The organism is Flavicella sp. IMCC45668, from assembly GCF_057219105.1.
The window spans coordinates 2,779,926-2,803,496 of sequence record NZ_CM170114.1 but is presented as its reverse complement, the minus strand read 5'-3'; the positions used below and the strand labels follow the sequence as shown (position 1 = coordinate 2,803,496).

The window sequence follows — 23,571 nt, the reverse complement described above, 5'->3', positions numbered from 1 at the left end:
AATTAAAAAACTAATCCAATGAAAAATAAAATATATGCAATTGCTCTAGTTGTTTCTAGTATTTTTACTAGCTGTAACAACAACGACTACGATGCACCCAATTCAAACTCTGATATTGGTTGGTACACTTCTGCCTTAAGACAAACGGAATGGAAAATTGGTATTAACAAATACATGTCTTTTGCAGATTTATCTCAAGGAACAATAGAACATAAATGGACTATCGGTGAAGGAAACTACTTTCTTGAAGGACCAATTCAGCGACAAGATTCTGTTTTTGATCAATTTATAATCAATAGAGGAGCTACGGAAACAACGGACAAAACAATTCATGTATTGTTTAAAAAATCTGGTTTGCAAGAAATTAGACTTTACAACACTTTCAAAGATTCCGTTTCGTTTAGAGGTAATGATACCATACCAGCAGTTCAAATTGGTGACAAGTGGGTAATGGATACTACATTCGTTGTAGATGTTTACGACACCATCGTACCTGCTATTGAAGTAAGACAAGCTGGTGTTTTAGTGCCACACGAAAATCCTTTAGATACTATTTATGTAGAAGCTGGAGACAATATTGAATTTACAGATATTACTACTATTGGACGACCAGACACTTGGAATTGGAATGTAGGTGGTTCTTCAAGTAGTGAACAAGTAGCAACCTTGATTTTCAAAAAACTAGGAAACTGGAAGGGTACCTTAAATCTTAGTAGAACAGCACAAAACACACCTGGTGACTGGGAAAGCTATAAAATTCCAGTTAATTTTAAAGTAATTCCATCATCACAACCATTTATCGTTTCTGGTGATGTTATCGAACTTGAAGATCAAACCATTCAGATTCCGTATAATGGTGAATTTGCACCTTTTACAGATCAAGAGTCTCACTTTACTGTAAATGTAAACGGAACAGCTTTCGCAATTGACGCCGTTACAATTAACGAAAGTGATGCTACAATTTTAGATATCAACCTAGTTGATCCGATCTATGAATCAGATAATATTACGGTATCTTACGATGGAATGGGAGCCTTAGAGTCAACCGACACAAGAACACCAGATGCTTTCTCAGATTTACCTGTAACTTCATACTTTGTTAATGTATTTGATGTAAATGCTTCAACAATGGAAGATGGTGGTGCTTCTGCTTCATGGGTTCCATCTTGGGAAGATGATACTTTAATAGAAGTTACTACAGACAACCCTTACTCAGGAGACTATAGTTTAAAACTTACTTTTGATGGTGAAGAACGAAACAATGCTGCGGGTTATAGATGTAACCCTATGAGTAACGGAGCTCAATTCACTTTAGAAAACAAAACCTACTTACTAGAATTCATGTTATATATTGAACCAGGAGGAAATTATCCTAATATCTGGCCTCACTTTATAAATGGACAATGGAAAGGTTGGTGGACAGATGCTTCAGCTGCCGTAGGTACTTGGACTAAATTCTCATATGAATATGCTCCTGGCGACCTTAAACCTGGATCAGCTATTATGCTTCGTATTCCAGGAGAAGATCCTGCTAAACGAGGAGTTATGTATTTCGATGATTTTGTAATCAAAGAAAAAGACATCAGACCATAACAAACTGAACCAATAGAAAAGCCTGCATCAACTGCAGGCTTTTTTTTATTAAAAACCCTAAAATACACAAAAACAACTAATTAAAAACTAACAAACTCTATAAATAAGTCATTTGTTTCCTCGAAAAAATCATTTCGTTTCCCTTAAATAACACTATTGCAATAATTTTGGACATTATATAACCACAAAAATCTTTATTATGTTTAAAAAATTACTTTTTAGTTTGACATTGATTGTTGTAAGCATGGAGATGTTTTCGCAAACAGCTCCCTTTTCTACCTGGACAACAGAACCTCCTGCAACAATAACTTTAGGTAGCTCATATACTGTTGCAGCCGACTATGACGCTGGTGACGATGGAATGGGACTCGATTATACTGTAGATGCAAAAGTACAATTCGTAATCCTTGAATATAACTCAGAAAATGTAAACCAAGGTTGGAGAGCTGGGAACAGTGACAATTCTGCAGGTGGTGAACATTCTGGAAATGCAACTGTTAATTGGACTATACCTAGTCTTACTCCATCCGCTGATTTAGCCAGTGGTAACTATTATGTTATGGGAATATCTTGGAAAAATTCAAATAATTCGTGGCAAACTTCTACCCACAAACCTATTACTATTGTTTCTCCAGCTGATGTTCTTTCTTGGAACCCTACTAGCCCATCAATAAGTTCTTCAAGTACAATAGATATTGGAATTAGTTATTCTTCAGATAGTGATATTCCAGTAGGGGGAATAAAATTCACGCTTTGGACTATTACAGATCCTTTTTCTGACGTTTGGCATGGGGCTTATTCAAATACCGCAATTCTTCCTTCAGGAGATAATTTAACAACTACAATCTCTATTAATGTACCAGCTGGTTTACAAGACGGAAGTGGCAATATGGTTACCACAGCTGACTTGCCTACACTTGATCCGAATAGCGGTGACGCAAGTTACCCTGGTGCCGGTCTTATATCATACTCATATCAACTAAGAATGATTGCTGTTGACTCAGATGATTTTGAGCCAGCCATTCCGAGCGAAAGCTATCCTATCATTACTGAAACTTTGTCAACGGATAAAACCGAACATAAAAACACAGTAGTATATCCAAACCCTACTGAAGGAGAAGTTTACATTTCTGACTTAAAGGGAGCACAAACTATTACAATAACTGATGTATTAGGAAAAACACTAAAAGTTTTACCAGCAACCACTACTATAAATTTATCAGGAATGAAGGCAGGTGTTTACATCATAGAAACAGACAATGGATTGCAACGAAAAATTGTAAAACAATAAAAAACATACCCAATCTAATACTTCTTAGATTAGGTATATAATTTGACCCTTAATTGACTCTAAGTCACTCTAACTAAAAAGAAAATTCTCATGGAATTAAAAACCCTTAAAAAAATAAGCTTACTTGCAGTTTCCTGTTTAGTATTTGCCTGCGCAAACAAGAAAACACCCGTTGCAAGTAAAACAACCTCAACTCCTAAGTTTGAAGCAAACTGGGAATCTATCAAAAAAAATTACAAAGATCCGGCTTGGTTTAATGAAGCTAAATTTGGAATTTTTATTCACTGGGGTGCTTATAGTGTTCCCGCATATGGTTCTGAATGGTACCCTAGACAAATGTATATGGATACAGCGAATTTCAATGCGCAATTAAATACGGGAACGAAAGGTCCGAGTAGAGAATACTTACATCATAAAAAACACTGGGGTGACCAAAAAAACTTTGGGTACAAAGATTTTATCCCAATGTTTAAAGGAGAAAAATTTAGTGCAAATGAATGGATTAGTCTTTTTCAAAAAGCAGGGGCAAAGTACGTAATTCCAGTTGCAGATCATCATGATGGTTTTGCGATGTATAAGTCTAACACTACTCGATGGAACGCCTATGACATGGGACCAAAAAGAGATGTATTAGGCGAACTTTTTAAAGCAGGTAGAGATAAAGGTATGATCATGGGAGCTTCTTCTCATTTTGCTTTCAACTGGTCTTTCTACAACAAAAAAGCACACTTTGATACAACAGACCCTGAATATGCAGATTTATATTCTTCAAAAGGTACTGACTTAACAGAACCCGTATCTCAAAAATTTAAAGATAGATGGTGGGCTAGAACTAAAGATGTTCTTGACAACTACCAACCAGATATTTTTTGGTTAGATTTTTATGTTGATATTCCAGATTTTGCCGAGTTGCGACCGAAATTAGCAGCATATTATTACAACAAGGGAATTGAATGGGGAAAAGAAGTGGTACTTCAAGACAAAAATTTTTCTCATGAAGCCTTCCCAGAAGGAACTGTTGTATACGACTTAGAACGAGGAAAATTGCCTGGTATTAGAAAATTGCCGTGGCAAACAGATACATCTATTGGAAAAAACTCATGGAGTTATGTAACCAATTGGCAATCAAAAACGGCAAATCAACTTATTGATGATCTTGTTGATATTGTGAGTAAGAATGGAAACCTTTTATTAAATGTAGGTCCAAAATCTGATGGAACTATTCCAGAAGATCAACAAAAAATCTTGTTACAAATGGGAGATTGGCTTTCTATCAATGGTGAAGCTATCTACGATACAAAATATTGGAGAACTTTTGGAGAAGGTCCTACGGAAGTAAAAAAAGGACATCATTCTGAAGGAAATAATAAAGACCTTTCTTCAGAAGACATTAGATTTACCTCTAAAGGAAATAAACTTTATGCAATTACACTTGATTGGCCAGCTAATGGTATCATCAAAATCAAAACATTAGCAAAAACGAATCCTAATGCCAAAGACCTTAATATCTCTAAAGTAAAAGTATTAGGATCTAAAGAAAAAATTAAATGGCATCAAACAAATGAAGGTTTAGAAGTACATATGCCTAAAAATAAGCCTTGTGATTTCGCATATACAATTGCAATATCACTTTAAAATTTTGGTTAATTAGTCTTAAAAAAGTGTGACTCCATGTGAGTTGCGCTTTTTTTTGTAAACACAAACACCCCTATTAATTAGAATCAATGACAACCTATAAAAACAACTATACGACCCTACTAACCATAGGTTTATTATTCATTCACTTTTTTATCTACTCAAATAATATTTATGTAGCAAAAACAGGTAATGATTCTAATCCTGGAACAGAAGAGCTACCCTACCTTACAATTTCAAAAGCGGCAACAGTTGCTGTAGCAGGAGACATTGTTTATATAAAAGCAGGAACTTATGAAGAAACGTTGACCCCTACTAATTCTGGTACTGACGGAAATCCTATTATATTCCAATCTTACCCAGGAGATAAAGTCATAATTTCTGCCATGGAAGCCTTGTCAGGCTGGACACAATCTGAAGGAGCTATATACAAAACCACAATTCCATTCAGTTCACTTTCCCAAGAGAACTTTGTAATGAATGACCAAACTGCTTTGAATTATGCAAGATGGCCTAACAAAACTACTTCCGATCCTTTTGTACTCAACTCAATACGCAATACGGGAGGTAGCGATGGAACCGTGGAAATTGACGCTTATTTAACAGAATCCTCCATCCCTAATATAGATTGGACAGGAGGTGCGGTTTGGTTTTACGGAGACAAACCCGGTTCAGGATGGACAGCATGGAAAAGAACTATTAAAAGTAGCTCAACAGGAAAAGTAACATTTGACCTGACCTTCAATGATTCTGAAGAATGGGTTAGAACTTATCATGCTCCTGCTGACTTGGGAGATTTTTTTCTAGAGGGAGCTAAGGCCGCTCTAGATTATGAAAACGAATGGTATTATGATGAAAATTCTGGAGAACTTTTTGTGCAACTTCCTTCTGGACTTGCTCCTATAGATGGAGAAGTTAAAATGCGCAGAAGACTTGAAACCATCAATCTAAAAGACAAAAAATATATCCATATAAAAAATCTTGCAGTTTTCGGTGGAACAATAAACATGGAAGATTCCTCTACCTGGCACACCAATGGAAACAATAGAACGACAAACAATTTGCTTTATGGTATCAGTTCTTTTTATGGAAATCACACCTTAGGAGTTGCTGAATCTTCAAGATCCGGTAAAGCAAGTATTAGCATGCAAGGTTCCAATAACACGATAGAAAAATGTGAAATTGCCTTTAATGCTGGGGCTGGAATCCAAACAAGAGGAAACAATATAACCATAAAGGACAATTATATTCATGATTTTGATTTTCTTTCCAATTATGATGCTCCTTTAGTAGCTAGAGGAATTGAAAATAGCACTATTATAAACAATACCATTTTTAATGGAGGTAGAGACTGTATTCAATATGCAGGTTCTAATAATGTTGTTTCGTATAATGATGTTTCACAAAGTAATCGCTTAGCAGATGATTGTGCCTTATTCTATACAGTGGGTGCACAACCAAATACAGAAATTCATCATAACTGGTTTCATGATACCGAATCTAGTGGTACTAAATCAAAAGCCGCAGGAATTTATTTAGATAACGATGCTGAAAGTTTTATTGTGCATCATAATGTTGTATGGAATACGGAATGGACAAACATTCAAATCAATTGGAATGGAAAAGACATAGAGATTTACAACAACACTTTATTCAATGGATCAGCTGTTATGGGAGCATGGCATCTTGAAGGTACTGAATTTACAAATGTAAAAGTATGGAATAACCTTGGTGGTGATTCAGAATGGGAACCACAATCCGACCAACAAAACAACATTACTACAACTTCAGCTTCTTTTGTAGACTCTGCAAACGGAAACTTTAATCTAGTAGCAGAATCAGAGGCAATTAATGCTGGAAAACTTATTCCTGGTTATACTGACGGTTTTATTGGAGAAGCACCAGATGTAGGTGCTTACGAATACAGCGCTACCGAATGGGTAGCCGGAATGACTTGGGATCACAAATACAGTCCTACAGGTCTAGGTTGTTACGGTTTACCTGGTGAAGATTGTGAAAATATTATTGACGAACTAACATGGAACCCTAGACACCCAACTCTCAATGCGAATAATAGTTTAGAAATCCCTTTCACTTACAGTTCTGACACAGAAATAGAACCAGGAGGAATTTTATTCACGTTTTGGGTTGTTCAACCTTCTCCTTGGTGGCACCAATGGAAAGCGCAGTATAAAAACACAACTACACTTCCTATTGGTCATGATGTTCAAACAAGTATGATCATTACCCCTCCAGCGGATGTTAGTACCAATGGCATCATCTGGACAACAGACGAACTTCAAGTGAAAGACATCAATAATTCTGGTGAAACATATAGATATGAATTGAGAATGCTGGCAGGATCTGACACCGATTTTACTCCAACTTTACCTGATCATTCTTATGTAACAGTAGCAGAATCATTATCGATTGATAAAAATTCGGTTGAACAAATAAAAATATACCCAAATCCAACAACGGGAATTATTTTTATTTCCGATATCAAAGATGCCACTTTTATAACAGTTACAAACCTAATTGGAAAACACGTTATGACCCTCCCAATTTCTGATAGAATTGACCTTTCTCATTTACCAAAAGGAATTTATATCATACGGACCGATAATGGAATTCTGAGAAAAATAATAAAGAACTAATTCACTTAACAATTAGTCACTAGAACAACGGAAAGCGCAGATACATACTATCTGCGCTTTTCTTTTATAAAAAACTTCTCAAATCATCCTCTCATAAAATAAAGACATTTGTTCCCTTATCAACTTCATCTGTTTCCCAACAAAATTGACTTATCCAGTAATTTTGATTGACAAACCTAAACCAACTATTTCATGAGATCAAAATTTAGAGTTCTAAGTTTTCTTGTATTTACCTTTTTGCAAAAAAACCAAGCACAAGAATCAAATATCTATATTGATCTAAAATGCCAACGTTTTATTGGAGAGATTTCAGAAATTGACAGAACAAAATTTTTCTCTGTTCATGATACTGGCTCGGATGTTGACCAATCAAAATTTCGATCTGACTATAATGTCACTGGAGGAAGAGGATTTTGGGGAGCCTATTCTTATGCCAAAAGCAAAACTGGTGAAGTTGGCGTATATCCCGATCCGAAACCAGAAAACAACACTATAAAAGCTGTACTCACAAACTATGTAGCTACAGAGCACCCGAGGAGTGCTTTTAAAGATGGACTAAATATTTTTTCAGCTGGAGACTGGGCAGTAGAATATTACAATAATTTTGTGAATACCTCTGGTCGTCAAGAATTTTTTGAAGTAATGAATGAACCTTTTGTACATGCAGATGATTTTTACGAAGGTTGGGACCCTGAAGAAAATCAACGCATCAAAACGCAAATGGCTGAATTTTACAATGAAGTAGGTAAAAGCATTCATTCAAAACCTGAATTAAAAAACATGAAGGTTATTGGTTATTCCGCTGCCTGGCCTTCCATGGAATTATGGGATTTTGGTCAATGGAACGACAATATGAAATTATTTATGGATGTCGCGGGTGCTAACATGTATGGCTTTTCAACACATTTATACGATGGGATTAATGTAACCGGTCAAGACAGTAAAAGATCAGGAAGTAATTCAGAAGCTATTTTAGATATCATAGAAAACTATAGCATGCTAAAATGGAATAAAATCAAACCTCATGCTATTACAGAATATGGAGCTATAGAAAAAGGATATGGAGATAACTATAGTGATTTAGCAAGTGTTCAAACAGTTGCATCTATCAATCATATTTTATTAAACCTTTTAGATAGAGAGGACAGAATTTGCAATTCCATACCCTTTATAACAGGAAAAGCCACTTGGCATATCAATGCTGACAACAACTACCAACCCTATGGTGCAGTACTTTGGAAACCAACTAACATTGGGGTTCCTGTTGACCAAATTGAAGGATGGGAATATACGCCTAGAATTCTATTCTATGAATTGTGGAAAAATGTTGAAGGTAAAAGAGTTTTGATAAAAAGTGACAACCCAGATATTCAATGTCATGCTTTTGTAAAAGATAGTAAAATGTACGTTGCCTTGAATAACCTAGATGATCATGAACAAAAAATTAATTTAAATTTTCTTTCCAGTCTACCTCTCTTGGAATCAGTACTTGTAAAGGATTTAATTATATATCCAAAACAAGCCCATATTTACAACAGTACAACCTTGAATACAAGTCCATCTGAAATCAACCTTATAAAAGATGAATTTGTTATGTTAGAATATACCTTTAAAGAAAATATTGAATTTAACAACACTGTAAAAACCTCCAATTATTACGCGTCGAATTATCTTGAACCAATCCTTACAAACACAGAAATAAGCTACACTTATAACAATATCATCAAAGGAAGTGGATTTGCAAATCTTAGAATGAGTATTGGAAGGAAACATGATGTTACCAAACAACCTCTTGTTAAAATTAACGGAGTTCAGGTGGATGTTCCTAGTAACTACAAAGGATATGATCAATCAGATAGAGATGATTTTTTTGGAATGATAGAAATCCCATTTTCAGTCAACCTTTTAAATGAAAACGACAATACTGTATCTGTTACCTTTCCAGATAACGGTGGACATGTAAGTTCCATGATTCTTGCTACCGACATTTATGATAAAGAAATTGGTGTCATGAGTGTTAAAACAATCTCAAATCCTTGTCCTGATGCTCAAGAAGGTGTTATTAAGTTTCATCCAATATTTTCTGATCAGTATATCGCAAGAGTTTATAAGGAAGGTTATGATGAGACCTTCACTTTCAGTGAAAATTTTAATGTTGAAAACCTAAGCAATGGAATTTACAATATAGATCTTACAGCTACACAAAACGAAAATTACCACGAAACCTTAAAAGTTGTGATTACCTCTCCGAACGTTTTGGAGGTTTCTGGCAAAATCAACGAAATAAAAAAGACAACGACACTTAAGCTAGAGGGAGATAACATTTTTGAAATCACACACAATCAGAATACTTTTAAGACTTCCTCAAAAACCATTGAAATTCCACTAAAAAATGGCACCAATTCCATCTCTGTAAAAGCAAATAAAGATTGTCAAGGCATCTACCAAAAAGAAATTTTTATAGGAAATGAAATTACAGGATACCCAAATCCTTTACAAAACTCCTACACCATTGATTTCGGACAAGACCCTAGTCCAACAGGACAATTAAACATATATAACGCTGTTGGAAAAATTGTTTTATCAAAACAATTAACAATCCTCAATAATATCGCTCAAATTGATACCTCTCCATTTCCAAATGGAATTTATCATATACATGTGGCAACTGAACAAAAACATAAAACACTCACAATTCATAAAACCAAATAATTTAGATATTCAAATTTAAACCCAATGATCAACCTAAAACAATTTATTTTCCTCGCACTCCTACTGCTACATTTTCACATATCAGCTAGGGATATATATGTTGCCAAAACAGGTAACGACAATAACACTGGTACTGAAACCAATCCATATTTAACCATTACCAAAGCAGCCAATGTGGCGGTCGCTGGGGATATTGTTTATATAAAAGAAGGTACCTATGAAGAAACCTTAACCCCAACAAATTCAGGTTCTTCGGGAAATCCAATAATTTTCCAATCGTACCCGGGAGACCGAGTAATTATTTCTGCAATGCAAGCTTTGGAGGGTTGGACTCAAGATTCGGGTTCCATTTATAAAACAACTATCCCGTTCAATACATTAGGTCAAGAAAATTTTGTCATGTACAATGAAACTGCCTGTGATTTAGCAAGGTGGCCAAACAAAGTAGATGATAATCCTTTCAATTTGGCAACGAAAAGGAATACCGGTGGTAGTGGTTCAAGTATTATCGTAGGCGCCTATCTAGAATCCATTGAAATCCCAAATATTGATTGGACAGGGGGAACCGTATTTTTCTATGGAGACAAACCAGGTTCTGGCTGGATCGCATGGAAAGAGACTATCTTAAGTTCATCCTCCGGGAGGGTGAATTTTACATTGGATAAAAACCCAAGTTGGATCAGAACTTTTCATGCTCCTGCTGACAAGGGTGATTTTTATCTAGAAGGAGTAAAACAAGCTTTAGACTATAAAAATGAATGGTATTTTGACAACACCTCTAAAGAATTATTTCTACAAATCCCATCAGGAGGGGCTCCAGAAGATGGTGCAGTTAAAATGAGAAAAAGAATCAAAACCATTGATCTTGACAGAAAAAGCTATATCCATATTAAAAACCTAGCCGTTTTTGGAGGAAGCATCACTTTAGATCAAAGCACCTCTACCAATAATTTACTCTATGGTGTTTCTTCTTTTTATGGAAATCATACTCTTGGTGTTTTTAGAGGTTTTAATGCAAACAAACCTAGCGTTAGAGTAAATGGATCTAACAATAAAATCGAACGATGTGAAATCGCATTCAGTGCTGCTACAGGAATCTACATCGATGGTAAAAATAATGAAGTTGTAGATTCTAGAATCCATGATTTTAACTACCTCGGTTCTTATGATGCTCCTTTAGTGGCAAGAGGTGGTGAAGACAATACTTTTATCAACAATACCATATTTAATGGAGGTAGAGATGGAATTAACTATAATGGAAAAAATTGTGAATTTGCCTATAATGACATTTCCCGTAGTAATTTAATTGCAGATGACTGCGCTTTATTCTATACCGTTGGTGCACAATACACTACTGAAATACACCATAACTGGTTTCATGATGTAGCTTCTAGTGGTTCAAAAAAGAAAGCGGCAGGAGTATATTTAGACAATGACGCTGAGGGATTTAACGTACATCATAATGTTATTTGGAATACCGAATGGACCGGTGTACAAATGAATTGGGATTGTAAAAACATCAATATTTATAACAATACACTTTGGAATAATGAAGGAGGAGTTATGGGAGCTTGGCATAAAGAAGGAACTGCTTTTAGTGACATAAATGTCTGGAATAATATTGCAAGCGATGACAAATGGGAACCCCAATCTGACAAACAAAACAACCTTACTACTACATCAGATTCTTTTCAAAATGTATCCACTGGTAACTTTAATTTAACTGCTGGTTCAGACGCTATCGACTCTGGAAAAGTAATTGCGGGTTACACAGATGGTTTTAACGGAGCAGCGCCAGATATTGGAGCATATGAATTTGGGGCAACACAATGGGTTGCCGGAATCACTTGGAACTACAAACTAAGTCCAAATGGCCTAGGTTGTTATGGTTTACCTGGTGAAGATTGTTTAACATACCCTAAAGATGATCAAGACAAAGATGGAGTTGGTGATGCAAATGATATCTGTCCTGATACTCCTTTTGGAACACCTGTTAACACACAAGGTTGTCCGGTATTCACCTTAGAAACCAATAATTTTAAAATTTTAACTACCGGTGAATCTTGTAGTGCTGCCTCTGATGGTAAGATTTCTATTATTGCAAATGAAAACCTTGCCTATATCGCAACAATTGAGGAGTCTAATAAAACAAATGAATTTACAACTACAACCTCATTTTCAGATTTAACATCTGGAAACTATGTTGTAAAAATCACAATAAAAAACAATGATAGTTTTGTTCAATACTTTACTCTAAACGTTACCGAACCTTCAAATTTATTTGTCAAATCAAATATTTCTAAAAACAAGAAAACAGTAAACTTAGAACTTTCTGGAGGCGAACTTTATAGAATTCAAGTTAATGAAACCACATATATGACCGATCAAGATGAATTTGAAATTGAATTATCCGCTCCGTCTAACAAAATTTTGGTTTCTACAAATAAAGATTGCCAAGGAACTTATGAAGAAATCATCTCTGCTGCTGACCCACAACTTTTCGTATCAAACCCGGTAGACGAAATACTTTCAATTACTACCCTAAATTTTCCAGATCCTAAGGTAACTTATCAGGTATATACTACCACAGGACAAATTATAAAATCTGGACAAACAGAACTCTTAGATACTATGATCTTAATTGATTTTTCAGACATACCCTCTGGAATATATCTGATCAATATTATTTCTCAAAATCATAAAATACAATCTAAAATTATTAAAAAATGATCTTTACAAAGAAATTTACATACCTCTTATTAATTACATTTATCCTACAGAGTTGCTCTTCAGGTTCTGAAGATATTGATACTGGAGGAGGTGATTCAGCTAACAAGACACCTACTTTAATATTCCCTTTAAATGAATCAGAATGTTTTGAGGGAACCATTATCTCAGACTCTAAAAGTGAAGTTCTATTTGAATGGAACGGTACCGAATCTGCCACAAGTTATATATTCACTTTAACAAACTTAAATACGAATAAAGAAACGGGAATGTCTGTTACCGAAACTAACAAAAAAATGACATTGGAAAGAGGTGTACCTTACTCATGGTATGTAATAGCCATAGGAGAAAGATTTTCGGATCAAACTAAAAGTTCTGAATGGAAATTTTACAATGCTGGAATTGGAACTCAAAACTACGCTCCTTTTCCTGCAGAAGCTCTCTATCCAACCATGGGAAGTAGAACTCCTACCAACTTTAACTTGACTTGGAATACAAGTGATTTGGATGGAGACAATTTAAGCTATGAAATATTTCTAGGGACAAACGCAACACCAACAACCTCCATAGGAGTGGTCACACTAAATGAATATTGGATTAGCTCTCTTGCAAGTGACACTGTATATTATTGGAAAATAATTACCACGGACGATTTTGGGAACCAATCAACTTCTCCCGTTTTTGATTTCCGAACAGAATAAAAAGAAATCAATTTCTTCATAAAAAGGCCTAGAATTAAATTCTAGGCTTTTTTTTATTTCTCAATAAATCACCAAGCAACTCTCATTTCTTTTTTAGAATCAAAACCAACACTCATAGAATTCTTTGCTCTTTTGACGGATACAACCTTTGACAGTCAACTGTTGGTAAATAGCTTACCAGATTTTCTTTAAGAAAAAGCATCTGACTTTTATCAAACAATGGTTGCCCCGAAAAAAAATGAAATAAATAATCATCATGTATCATCCTTTCAATCTCTCAAAATCAAACACAAAACAATTTGACAAGTATAAATCAACTTATTACCAACCAATTAAAAAACCTGTCTAGTTATTATGCAGTTTAAAATCCCGAGATTTACTGATATTGTTATTATTTTGTCAATCAAACAAAACCACTAATTACATGAAACAATTTAGCTTAAAACAATTAAAAAATTTTAGTCTATTTTTTGTTCTGTCTTCTCATCTAGTTTTTTCACAAGAGAAAACAATAGAATTAAACGGAACAATTACAGATGAAACGGCATTGACACTACCATATGTTGCCATAGGGATTTCAAATAAAAACATTGGTACATCAAGTAACGAAGATGGTGAATTTAATCTTCGTATATCGGATGCAGAATTAAATGATACTTTATTTGTCTCTTATCTTGGATTCAATACCTATAAAACATTAGTATCAGACTTCATAGCTTCAGAAAATAAAACAATCATTTTAACAGAAAATGTTGTCTCTCTTGAAGACATTGTATTACTCCCAGCCAAAGATTATGTGCTCAATGCTATGAAAAATCTAAAGGCAAATACACTTAGCTCTTTACACCAAACAGATTTCTTGTACAGAAGAGCTGCCACCGAGGGAGGAAGAGCCAAATTTTTTGTAGAAAACTACATCAAGGTGAAAGATAGAGGACCTGCTTATTGGATGGGAACCATAGAAGTAAGTGAAATTAGAAAATCTGCAGATTACCGAATTTGGAAAAGACAGCAATGGAGGCATTCCATTACTAGTATGTTTGAAGTAAACCCATTTGTTCCTAATGACTCTCAACATAGACGAAACTTGAAAAAATTCGAATGGAAAAAAACAGGTGATTCGTCTTATGAAGGAGAAGATGTTGTGATATTAACAGGTAGAAATCCAAAAAAACAATGGGAGAAAATAATCCTCTATATAGGTTTGGACTCTTATAAAGTGTACAGAATTGAAAGAGGAAGTGCCTTATACATTTACAAAAAACATAAAAGTGGGAGACTTTATTTGAGTTATTATCACAACGAATGGAAATTCCCTAAAGATCAAATTCCTGAAAAATACTGGGGAACACCTGCTGAACATGTTCACTACCGTTTAGAAGCTTTTGCTTACAAAGTAGAAACGAATAAGAAAAAAATAGACGTTACAGCTTTTGGTATAGAAAAAGACATGGGATCAATTGAATTGCCTTATCATGCTAATTTCTGGTCAGGGTTAAGTACACCTCCAGAAACAAAATTCTATCAAAAAATTAAAACAGAACTTGAAGGATTATATGGTGTGTCCATCCAAACACAATTTAATTTATCCAATAAGTAATATCCAACTAGAAAAACAAAAGCCCTATTCATAAGAGAATAGGGCTTTTTTTATTGAATTAACTTCTATATTTATTTTAATGCTTCTACGTTTATAATTACCGAACTGATAAACCCACTTGCATCCTCAAATGTAAAATCAATTGTATTACTCCCCTCTTTCAGATATTTTATCGGAAAAGGAATCTGTATAACTCCAAAAAATTCATCTCTTGGTAATTGATCATATCCTCCCCAATTGGAAGGCACCTCAACAGGTTTACCGTTAATCAATACTTTCGGTTGTTTGCTAAGATTATGAGTTCTGGAAATCCCCATTTTTAAATAGGCTCTTCCTTTTTTAGCAGATATCACATTTTCAATTTCAAATGAAATTGGTTGCTTTGCTTTTATCTCTTGAAGATATTTTTTACCGTAATAATTATCCTCATGTAACGTTCTTGAAAACTCGTGATTTTCAACATCACACTCAAGAATAATCGTTTCCCCTACTTTTAAATCTAATTCACCCACAGCCGAAATATTTGTGAAATAAACTAATTTTGGAGTCCCCGTAGCACCAATATAGAGTCTCCTAAGAGTAATATTTTTAATCCCTTTTTGACAGTTATTTAAAAAATCAAACTGAATATTTTCTTGCTTCTGAGAAAGATTATTAATCGCTATATAAGCCTTTCCTTCTTTTAAAAAGGCATTTGTTTGAATATCTGGATTATCCGAATACATCTCTACCCTTTTCCCAGCCACGTCTTTCCATAACTCATAAAATTTTTTCATATGAGTATATTTATAACTTCCATCTTTCATTTTTCTCAATAACACCCATGGATACGGATTCCCGTCAGGATTTCTTGGATCGTTATAGAAAAAACTCGCCTTTCCCGTTATAAAAGGAATTGCCTTTAATAACCTATCTGGTTTATCCATCAAAGACATCATAATATTGTTATATGAAACCAAACAAATTCCATCCAACTCAGCCGAATATGGTTTTCCTTGCAATCCTTTAGCTGTATACCCATATTCTGATATTAAATGTGGTTTAATGATCCCCCATTTTTTATAGCAATAGGCCTCAATAAGATCTAAAATCGCTTCAGAATTACTACCAGATCTATAACTAAACCCGCCTGACACATTTCGACCATCATAAATATGTGTTGCAAAAAAGTCCATACTTTCACCAGCTTCATCCATAAAAACCTTCATTCTAGTATTCCAATGCCAAAAATTATTTTTTGACATTTCTGGCCAAGCAGCACTGTAACCACCAACTAAAACATCAGGCACTTCTTTATGCATTTTATCCGCTACGATTTTATGAAATTTGGACATTTCAACAATAACACCTTCCGTTTTATCCCAAGAATCTACATAATCTTTAGAATGCACAAAAGGCTCATTCATAACCTCATAATATTTCGGCAATAAAGGAAAAGCATTTTTAAAATAAATTGCATTATAAGTAGCTATCTTTTCATAATCTTTATTTAATTGAAAAGCTTGACTAGGATGATCGGTTACAATCAAATCTTTAGTCTTTTGGGTATTATACATTGGCGCCCCTAAATAATGCGACCGTGATTTTTTTGCAACAAGGTTGGCATCACTTAAACTAGGTTCTTCGTTTTTATTTTTACCGAAAGGCCTTGGTCCACCAAAGGTTCTCCCAAATTCAATTCCCAAATGCTCAAATAAATACTCCTCCTCTGAGGCCAGCCCCCAATCAGTATAAGATGCATGCAATGAGAAATATTTCTCTCTATTCAATTCACTTTCCGATCCAATAAATTTTTGTGTATTCAAATCAATGGAAACTTTATTAATCTGAGCGATACCTACATAGCAAAAAAACACTGCAACATGTAAAAATTGTCTTTTCATTTTCTAAAATTTCACAAATTTATAATAGTCTTTATTACTCGTAATCACAAAATAAGGTCCCTGCACAAGGTTTTCTACCAACACTTTATTTGTTTGAGTCACTTCTGTAATTATGCTTCCCTGCAGATTTACAATTCGAATATATTTATAAGAATTTTTGCCTGGCAGCGTAAGAATTTTAGACTTTTTGTTTAAAGAAATCTGAATACTCTTAGCATTGATTTCTTTCATGGTCAATTTTTCCTCAGGCTTTTTAAAAGATACATTTCCAATTTCAACTACTGAGGTTTTTTTGCTAATAAAATCCTCTTGTGTTCCATAATTCAATTGAAATTTATAATCTTTTGCCGCTGCTTGTAAAGGCAGAGAAACCTGAACCTCTTTTGTTCCTTTTCCTTTATTTAAATCAAATTTCTTTGAAGTCCCTAGCCATTTATTCCCCTTCCAAACAGAAACTTGAATTGCTCCTGCTTCAGGAAAATCATACTCGATATTAAAATTATAAGCTTCTTTTGTTTCATAAACCGTTTCCGTGTCAAGGGAAAAAGAAGCTGACATTGGTTTTACTACCGGATTCTTTACTATTTCTATATTACTCACAGAACCTCCTGCCATGGCAGTTTGCCAACCGCCACCACTTTCTCTCATAGAAAGCACGATCCTATAATTTTTTCCAACAACAAATCCTTCCTTGGGCGTTACACTGACATCAATAAGTCCGCGTCCTTTTTTAACTTTTACCACACTCCCAGACCAAGATTTATTCGGCCCTCCGGATATATCTAAAGCAATATCTCTATTTTCCGTAGCCACATAACCTACAGAGAAACTGAAAAACGCTGCGTTCTGGATTTTGGAGGAAACTGGCTTGATAAAAAACACTTTATCAACCGCTTGAGCATTATTTGTATTCGAGTACAACAAACAAAACACAAAAAATAACAATAGTTTCGTATGTTTTCTTAATCTCATTATCATTTACTCTTTTAATATTTTTATTTTGTTTTGATGTTTTAATCAACCTATTCAGACTTTTGCAACGTCAATCTAAATGCATCTATCCCATGATAATTTGATCTTGCAGCAATTTCTATGGTATATTCTTTTGCCTCAGAAAAAGTAGCATATACTTGATGTGGATTATGATCTGAAGTACTACTAGTCCAACTCCATGCTATCGTATTGGTATAAATTTTAAAAAATCCATTTCCATTTTCACCTGCTGGATTCGGTGTTTTACCGGAGCCATTAGGATAAACAATGGTACCTGCAGCATTCTTAAATCCATAAAAATTATCTGCATCAGCCATTCGTAACCAACTATCATTATGCTCTGTTGCCGGTTTTTCGTCTGCTAATTTTGCTATAAAAGATTTCCATTGGAACAAATAAGTTCCTGGTACTGTAATATTGACTTTATATGTTAACAAACCTGCTTTTCCAATATTTTCTGTGCCCTTCCAAAACTGAGCTGCACCTTCCCAAACAATATAGCCACTACCCGAATAACCTGCATTCTCTGTTTTCTCTTTCCAATCACCAACTAAAGTTGCTGTTTCTGCTTCTACAAGAATTACTGTGAGAACAAAAGGTTCTTCACACTCACAAGTTTCTTCATTTAAAGTTTTACCAGTTTCACAAACCAAAGTACAAGGAACAACCTCCGCTTCACATTCACATGTATCCTCATTTAATTCAAATCCTGCATCACAGGTCAAGGTACACACTTCAATACTTTCTTCACAATTACATGTTTCCTCATTCAAAACAAAATCTCCTCGGCATGTTTTAATACATGGTTGATCCTCAACACCTCCTTCATCAGCAGATGATTCAGAACAACTCGAAAAAACCATTAAAATTATTATTGATGCTATTAAATTGAAAAAATACTTACTAGTTTTCATAAAGTTTAGTTCGTTTTGGTTAGTTTTTATTTATTGAAATTTGATCCAATCCAGATTTAGGACATATTTAGCGTCTGATTCAAAAGTTAGTTTTATATTTTGAACTCCCTTAATCTTTTGGCTTACCGGAACTTCAATTTCTTTCCAGCTATTCCAATTTCCTGTATTTGGAACTTTAATCTTTGCTACATGTTCTCCTCCAACAAACACATTAATCACGCCTCCTTGTAAACCTGAACTAACTCTAGCGGTTACCGTTTTAGGTTTAGACTTCCCAAAATCAACAGAATTATAAGTAACCCATGCACCATTTTCTACATAATCTAGTTGCCAATTTACCTCGGGTCCTTTTACCCTGCTAACTTTTACTTTTTGCGCATCAGAGTAACGATCTATCTGAATAGGCTTCTCAATACTCGTCAGTCCAATTCCTCTTAAGGTTGCTTTTTTCTTCAAAATCATACCTTTCTTGTCAAAAAACAAACTATCTGCCCTCATAGAGCGTAAATGTTGATTGTTTGAAATATCATGATGATGGTAAAAAATATACCACTGCTTTTTATATTCTACAATAGAATGATGGTTTGTCCAGATTCCATCTTTCCAACGCTCCATTACCATCCCTTTATATTCAAAAGGTCCCATTGGATTTTTCCCAACAGCAAAAGCAATTTCTTCCGAACCGGATGCATTATGTGGAAAAGTAAAATAATACATATTATCTTTTTTGAACACAAATGATCCCTCTTTATACTTTCCTGGCAAATCTTTTACAACCTTTGCTTTTCCTTTGATAGACTTCATGTCATTATTTAATTCTGCAACAAATAGATTATTCCCTCCTCCAAAGTACAAGTAAGCCTTACCATCATCATCAATAAAAACATTAGGATCAATTCCATTAACACCCTCAATATAATTTTTCTCTAAAGTATATGGCCCTTCAGGAGAACTTGCTGTTGCAACTCCCACTCTTCTGAAAGCGCTTTTATCCAAAGGTGGTGCAGGGAAATAATAATAATAAACTCCATCTTTTTCAACACAATCAGGAGCCCACATTCCAAATCCATCTTTTTTTCCCCAAGGAACATCTGTTTGATCGATAATTTTCCCATGATCTTCCCAATTTGTCAAATCTTCTGTAGAAAAAACATTGTATGAAGGCATACAAAAACCATTTTCTCCTTTTCCTTCTTCACAAACAACATCAGTAGAGGGGAACACATATAGTTTTCCATTAAAAACTCTTGCTGTTGGATCCGCTGTATACATATGTGTAACCAAAGGATTCTGTGCATTTAAAAAGTTCCCTAGCGTCATTAAAAGAACTAAAACTGTTTTCATTAATTTCATAATATATCTAATTATCTATTTGTAAAATATGGTATCAATACAACCGAATAAAGTCTTTACAGGACTATACTCCCCTAGAATTAATACAATTCAAAAATACAGTTGAAGCAATTCTCAAAAGAATAATGATGATTTTATGTGGAGCACTCATGTCTTATTTCAAAAAAAAACTCCTTTCAAAAAGAAAGGAGTTTACAAAACTTTTGTCAGCAACAATTACGTCGTTGCATCTAAAATTTAATTTTTTCTGGCTTAACCGATCCTGAAAACGGTACTAAATAAAATGTATACTTATACACCCCTTTACCTATTCTATACTCTTTATGAGGTTCAGCTCTCTTCGACCAAGTATCATCTCCACCAACACCCGTCTGAATTAAATCGACTTGAACAGAAGAAGTATTTGTTTCTGTTAACTCCTTGGTAAATTGTGCCTGCTGAAGGTCATATAATTTGTAAGGAACAACACTAAAACTCAATAGTCCATCTCCCTTTACTAACAATCCTTTTGAATTCGTATGAATTTTAAACCATCTAGTATCTGTATGATTTCCATACTCACTTGGTTTCACATACCCATAACTCATGTTTTTAATGAGACCAGAATACAAACCAACTTCTGCTCCAAAATTTCTATCAACATAATTTGGCTGAGGACCCCTTCCTAAATAGCTAAGGTTTTGGTATGATGATGAAACATCAAATTGCATCCCAACCCTTGGCGCGTTTGGAGCAGTGCTATCAATTACTGATTCGTAATCAACTTTTAACTTACCATTCCCCAAAATAGTATATATTAATTTCACCTTCACTTTTGGATTTGCAATTTCACCTTCAACCATAACAACAACTACGCCCTTATTTTTAGAATCAATATTTAAATTCTTTACTTCAAATCGATCCTCAGCATGCATCCAATCTCTTTCTACAGCTAGTTTCTTTGAACGACGATAGGCCATATCATTCTCTGTCTCTGCCCTCCAAAAGTTTAACTTCAACGGCGATTTTAACAAATCCATACCATTTGACTTATAATTACTTACATACCCATTAGTCTTATCAATATTTACGATCACAAATTTGTTTTTTACCTCAATCATACCCTCCGTTTCACTAACGCTTAAAGTGGAATTGCTTTTCTGAACAGCTACAGGGGCTACTTTATAATCAAGTTTAAATTGTTCTTGAAAAACAACATATCCCTTCTTTTCCCATAATTGATCTTCCTTAAGCTTTCCATAAATATTGATAAAATACTCACTTCCGTTGCGCAATCTAGGCTGCTTATATTTTAGCACAAACTTTTCTTTTTCAAAAGGTTTGGCTGAAAGACCTTCTTTCAATATTCCTTTTTTTACAGCTTTACCATTTTCTACTAGTTCCCAAAAAACATCATATTTCGTTAAATCTTGGGCATGATGCCTATTTTCTATTTGAAAACTTCCTGTTTTAGGATCTTCAGAAGTAATAACAACAGGCTGATTTACCTTTTTACATTCAATAATTTCTGGTTTAGGAGTTCTATCTGAAGCAATAATACCGTTGATACAAAAACTACCATCATTAGGAGTATCTCCAAAATCTCCTCCATAAGCATAATATGGTACTCCTTTTTCGTCTTTTCTTAGAATTCCTTGATCAATCCAGTCCCAAATGAACCCTCCCAAAGCTCTATCATTCTTGTAAATAACATCCCAATATTCTTTCATATTCCCAACAGAATTCCCCATGGCATGGGCATATTCGCACATTACAACTGGGCGACTATCAAAACTTGTATCATCTATTAAGCTTTGTAATTCTGCAGGTTGCGGGTACATTCTACTTAGCATGTCTACCCATTTTGGATCGGTAGGATTCCCTTGATCCTGTGTAAAGAAATCTTTTTTATATCTAGGATCTGTTGGATCTCCTTGTGCCCCCTCATAATGAACAAACCTGGTAGGATCAAACTCTTTAATCCATCCGGCCATTGCCGCATGATTAGGCCCTTTCCCTGACTCATTTCCTAAAGACCACATTACCACACTTGGATGATTTTTATCTCTTTCTACCATTCGAATTGCTCTTTCTAAATAAGCAGCTCCCCATTGTGGGTCATTTGTCAAAAGTCCACGTACACCATGTGTTTCTAAATTCGCTTCGTCCATTACATAGATCCCGTATTTATCACATAGATCATAGAAATAAGCATCATTTGGGTAATGAGAAGTTCTAACAGCATTAAAATTGAATTGTTTCAACAAGCTAACATCCTCTTCCATATCAGCTCTCGAAACCGTTTTTCCGTTGGTCATATGATGATCATGTCTATTTACTCCAATTAATTTTACGGGATTTCCGTTTACCAAAAATCTCCCTCGATCATCAAAAACCAATTCTCTAAATCCAACTTTCGTACTTGTATATTCAACTGCCTTTCCCTCTTCGTCCGTTAATGTCAAAAGCAACGTGTACAAATAAGGATTGTCTGAAGACCATTTTTTAGGTGATTTAATCTCTGTTTCAATCATCCCAAAATAAACATTATCTCTCTGTGGATACCATTCAGAAAAAAACTTTTTTAACGGCATTTCTGTTGAGGAACCAACATTATTCCCATCTGCATCCAATAATTGTGTAGATAAAACCCATTTATCGACAGTTGTAGCCATAGGTGCTACTCCAAAATGCCCAAGCTTCTTAACATATTTATTTTTAATATTGGCGATAAACTCTGGTCTAATTTGAAGCAACGCATTTTCATAATTCTTATCAAAATCAGTTCGTACATGAAAATCTGAAATCCTTACTTTAGGCACAGCTTTTATATATACTTCTCGTTCAATACCACTCATTCTCCAGTGGTCTTGCGCTTCCATATAGCTTCCATCTGCCCAACGATATACTTTAACCGCTATTTTATTTTCACCTTCTTTCAGATGCTTTGTAACATCAAATTCCGAAGGCAACCTGGTGTCCTCACTATATCCAACAAATTGACCATTTACCCAAACATAATATGCCGAGGAAACACCCGCAAAATGTAAAATCACATCTCTAGTTGACCAAGATTTATCTATCTGAATTGTTTTTATATAGTGTCCAACCGGATTATCATTATGATTGATATACGGATAATCGCTAAAAAATGGGTAGGTTGAATTCGTATAAATCGGTGTTCCATATCCTCTCATCTCCCAGTTAGAAGGAACATCAATAGATTTCCATGAACTAGCATCAAAATCCTCTTTCTGAAATTCATCAGAAGCATCCGCAGGTTTTGCAACCCATGAAAATTTCCAATCTCCATTTAATGATTTAAAAAAACTTGAATTTTCTCGAATATCGGATTTGGCCAATGCTTCTGTTTCATAAGAATAAAATGTTGCATTTGCAGGCAATTTATTAATTTGATTGACATGAGGATTTTCCCAATCGTTTTGTTGACTAAAAGAATTTAGCACTATAAAACATAGTAGTAAGGAGAGTATATTTTTTTTCATAAAATTAATTGTATTCCGTTTTTATTA

At 34.5% G+C, this 23,571-nt stretch carries 13 protein-coding genes; 8 read left to right on the top strand and 5 right to left on the bottom strand.

Features of this window, described 5'->3' with window-relative positions; translation table 11 throughout:
• Positions 1–18: 18 nt before the first annotated feature.
• The 8 genes from AC2DZ0_RS11490 to AC2DZ0_RS11455 all read left to right on the top strand — a co-directional run bounded on the left by AC2DZ0_RS11490 (position 19) and on the right by AC2DZ0_RS11455 (position 14,916).
• Positions 19–1,593 (top strand): hypothetical protein, encoded by a 1,575-nt coding sequence (locus AC2DZ0_RS11490; protein ID WP_484641888.1) that lies wholly within the window; start codon positions 19–21, stop codon positions 1,591–1,593.
• 199 nt (positions 1,594–1,792) lie between these two features.
• Entirely contained in the window at positions 1,793–2,884 is a 1,092-nt protein-coding gene (locus AC2DZ0_RS11485; RefSeq protein WP_484490203.1) for a T9SS type A sorting domain-containing protein, read from the top strand.
• 90 nt (positions 2,885–2,974) lie between these two features.
• On the top strand, positions 2,975–4,519 hold the full coding sequence (locus AC2DZ0_RS11480; RefSeq protein WP_484641886.1) for an alpha-L-fucosidase: 1,545 nt from the start codon (positions 2,975–2,977) through the stop codon (positions 4,517–4,519).
• An 89-nt stretch (positions 4,520–4,608) separates the two neighbouring features.
• On the top strand, positions 4,609–7,176 hold the full coding sequence (locus tag AC2DZ0_RS11475; protein ID WP_484641885.1) for a right-handed parallel beta-helix repeat-containing protein: 2,568 nt from the start codon (positions 4,609–4,611) through the stop codon (positions 7,174–7,176).
• A 192-nt stretch (positions 7,177–7,368) separates the two neighbouring features.
• A complete protein-coding gene (locus AC2DZ0_RS11470) occupies positions 7,369–9,888 on the top strand; it encodes a T9SS type A sorting domain-containing protein (RefSeq protein ID WP_484641884.1) in 2,520 nt (839 codons plus the stop codon).
• A gap of 24 nt (positions 9,889–9,912) precedes the next feature.
• On the top strand, positions 9,913–12,618 hold the full coding sequence (locus AC2DZ0_RS11465; protein WP_484641882.1) for a T9SS type A sorting domain-containing protein: 2,706 nt from the start codon (positions 9,913–9,915) through the stop codon (positions 12,616–12,618).
• Positions 12,615–13,316: a hypothetical protein gene (locus AC2DZ0_RS11460; RefSeq protein WP_484641881.1), complete on the top strand. Its 702-nt coding sequence runs from the start codon at positions 12,615–12,617 to the stop codon at positions 13,314–13,316. The genes AC2DZ0_RS11465 and AC2DZ0_RS11460 overlap by 4 nt, the downstream gene beginning before the upstream one ends.
• Before the next feature lie 424 nt (positions 13,317–13,740).
• On the top strand, positions 13,741–14,916 hold the full coding sequence (locus tag AC2DZ0_RS11455) for a carboxypeptidase-like regulatory domain-containing protein (protein WP_484641880.1): 1,176 nt from the start codon (positions 13,741–13,743) through the stop codon (positions 14,914–14,916).
• A gap of 71 nt (positions 14,917–14,987) precedes the next feature.
• On the opposite strand, the gene AC2DZ0_RS11450 is transcribed toward AC2DZ0_RS11455, so the two are convergent.
• From AC2DZ0_RS11450 to lacZ, 5 genes are all read right to left on the bottom strand, one after another.
• Entirely contained in the window at positions 14,988–16,799 is a 1,812-nt protein-coding gene (locus tag AC2DZ0_RS11450) for a beta-agarase (RefSeq protein WP_484641879.1), read from the bottom strand.
• Between the two features lie 3 nt (positions 16,800–16,802).
• Positions 16,803–17,771 (bottom strand): hypothetical protein, encoded by a 969-nt coding sequence (locus AC2DZ0_RS11445; protein ID WP_484641877.1) that lies wholly within the window; start codon positions 17,769–17,771, stop codon positions 16,803–16,805.
• A gap of 50 nt (positions 17,772–17,821) precedes the next feature.
• Entirely contained in the window at positions 17,822–18,706 is an 885-nt protein-coding gene (locus tag AC2DZ0_RS11440) for a carbohydrate-binding protein (protein WP_484641876.1), read from the bottom strand.
• Between the two features lie 30 nt (positions 18,707–18,736).
• Positions 18,737–20,059 carry a family 43 glycosylhydrolase gene (locus AC2DZ0_RS11435; RefSeq protein ID WP_484641875.1) on the bottom strand — a complete coding sequence of 441 codons (1,323 nt, stop codon included), beginning with the start codon at positions 20,057–20,059 and terminating at the stop codon, positions 18,737–18,739.
• Positions 20,060–20,289: 230 nt separating this feature from the next.
• On the bottom strand, positions 20,290–23,544 hold the full coding sequence (lacZ, locus tag AC2DZ0_RS11430) for a beta-galactosidase, LacZ type (RefSeq protein ID WP_484641874.1): 3,255 nt from the start codon (positions 23,542–23,544) through the stop codon (positions 20,290–20,292).
• Positions 23,545–23,571: the final 27 nt, after the last annotated feature.

What these genes read in the sequence shown, in the direction of transcription:
- AC2DZ0_RS11490 (WP_484641888.1), top strand. Translation starts at nt 19, where the DNA reads ATGAAAAATAAAATATATGCAATTGCTCTAGTTGTTTCTAGTATTTTT.
- AC2DZ0_RS11485 (WP_484490203.1), top strand. Translation starts at nt 1,793, where the DNA reads ATGTTTAAAAAATTACTTTTTAGTTTGACATTGATTGTTGTAAGCATG.
- AC2DZ0_RS11480 (WP_484641886.1), top strand. Translation starts at nt 2,975, where the DNA reads ATGGAATTAAAAACCCTTAAAAAAATAAGCTTACTTGCAGTTTCCTGT.
- AC2DZ0_RS11475 (WP_484641885.1), top strand. Translation starts at nt 4,609, where the DNA reads ATGACAACCTATAAAAACAACTATACGACCCTACTAACCATAGGTTTA.
- AC2DZ0_RS11470 (WP_484641884.1), top strand. Translation starts at nt 7,369, where the DNA reads ATGAGATCAAAATTTAGAGTTCTAAGTTTTCTTGTATTTACCTTTTTG.
- AC2DZ0_RS11465 (WP_484641882.1), top strand. Translation starts at nt 9,913, where the DNA reads ATGATCAACCTAAAACAATTTATTTTCCTCGCACTCCTACTGCTACAT.
- AC2DZ0_RS11460 (WP_484641881.1), top strand. Translation starts at nt 12,615, where the DNA reads ATGATCTTTACAAAGAAATTTACATACCTCTTATTAATTACATTTATC.
- AC2DZ0_RS11455 (WP_484641880.1), top strand. Translation starts at nt 13,741, where the DNA reads ATGAAACAATTTAGCTTAAAACAATTAAAAAATTTTAGTCTATTTTTT.
- AC2DZ0_RS11450 (WP_484641879.1), bottom strand. Translation starts at nt 16,799, where the DNA reads ATGAAAAGACAATTTTTACATGTTGCAGTGTTTTTTTGCTATGTAGGT.
- AC2DZ0_RS11445 (WP_484641877.1), bottom strand. Translation starts at nt 17,771, where the DNA reads ATGAGATTAAGAAAACATACGAAACTATTGTTATTTTTTGTGTTTTGT.
- AC2DZ0_RS11440 (WP_484641876.1), bottom strand. Translation starts at nt 18,706, where the DNA reads ATGAAAACTAGTAAGTATTTTTTCAATTTAATAGCATCAATAATAATT.
- AC2DZ0_RS11435 (WP_484641875.1), bottom strand. Translation starts at nt 20,059, where the DNA reads ATGAAATTAATGAAAACAGTTTTAGTTCTTTTAATGACGCTAGGGAAC.
- lacZ (WP_484641874.1), bottom strand. Translation starts at nt 23,544, where the DNA reads ATGAAAAAAAATATACTCTCCTTACTACTATGTTTTATAGTGCTAAAT.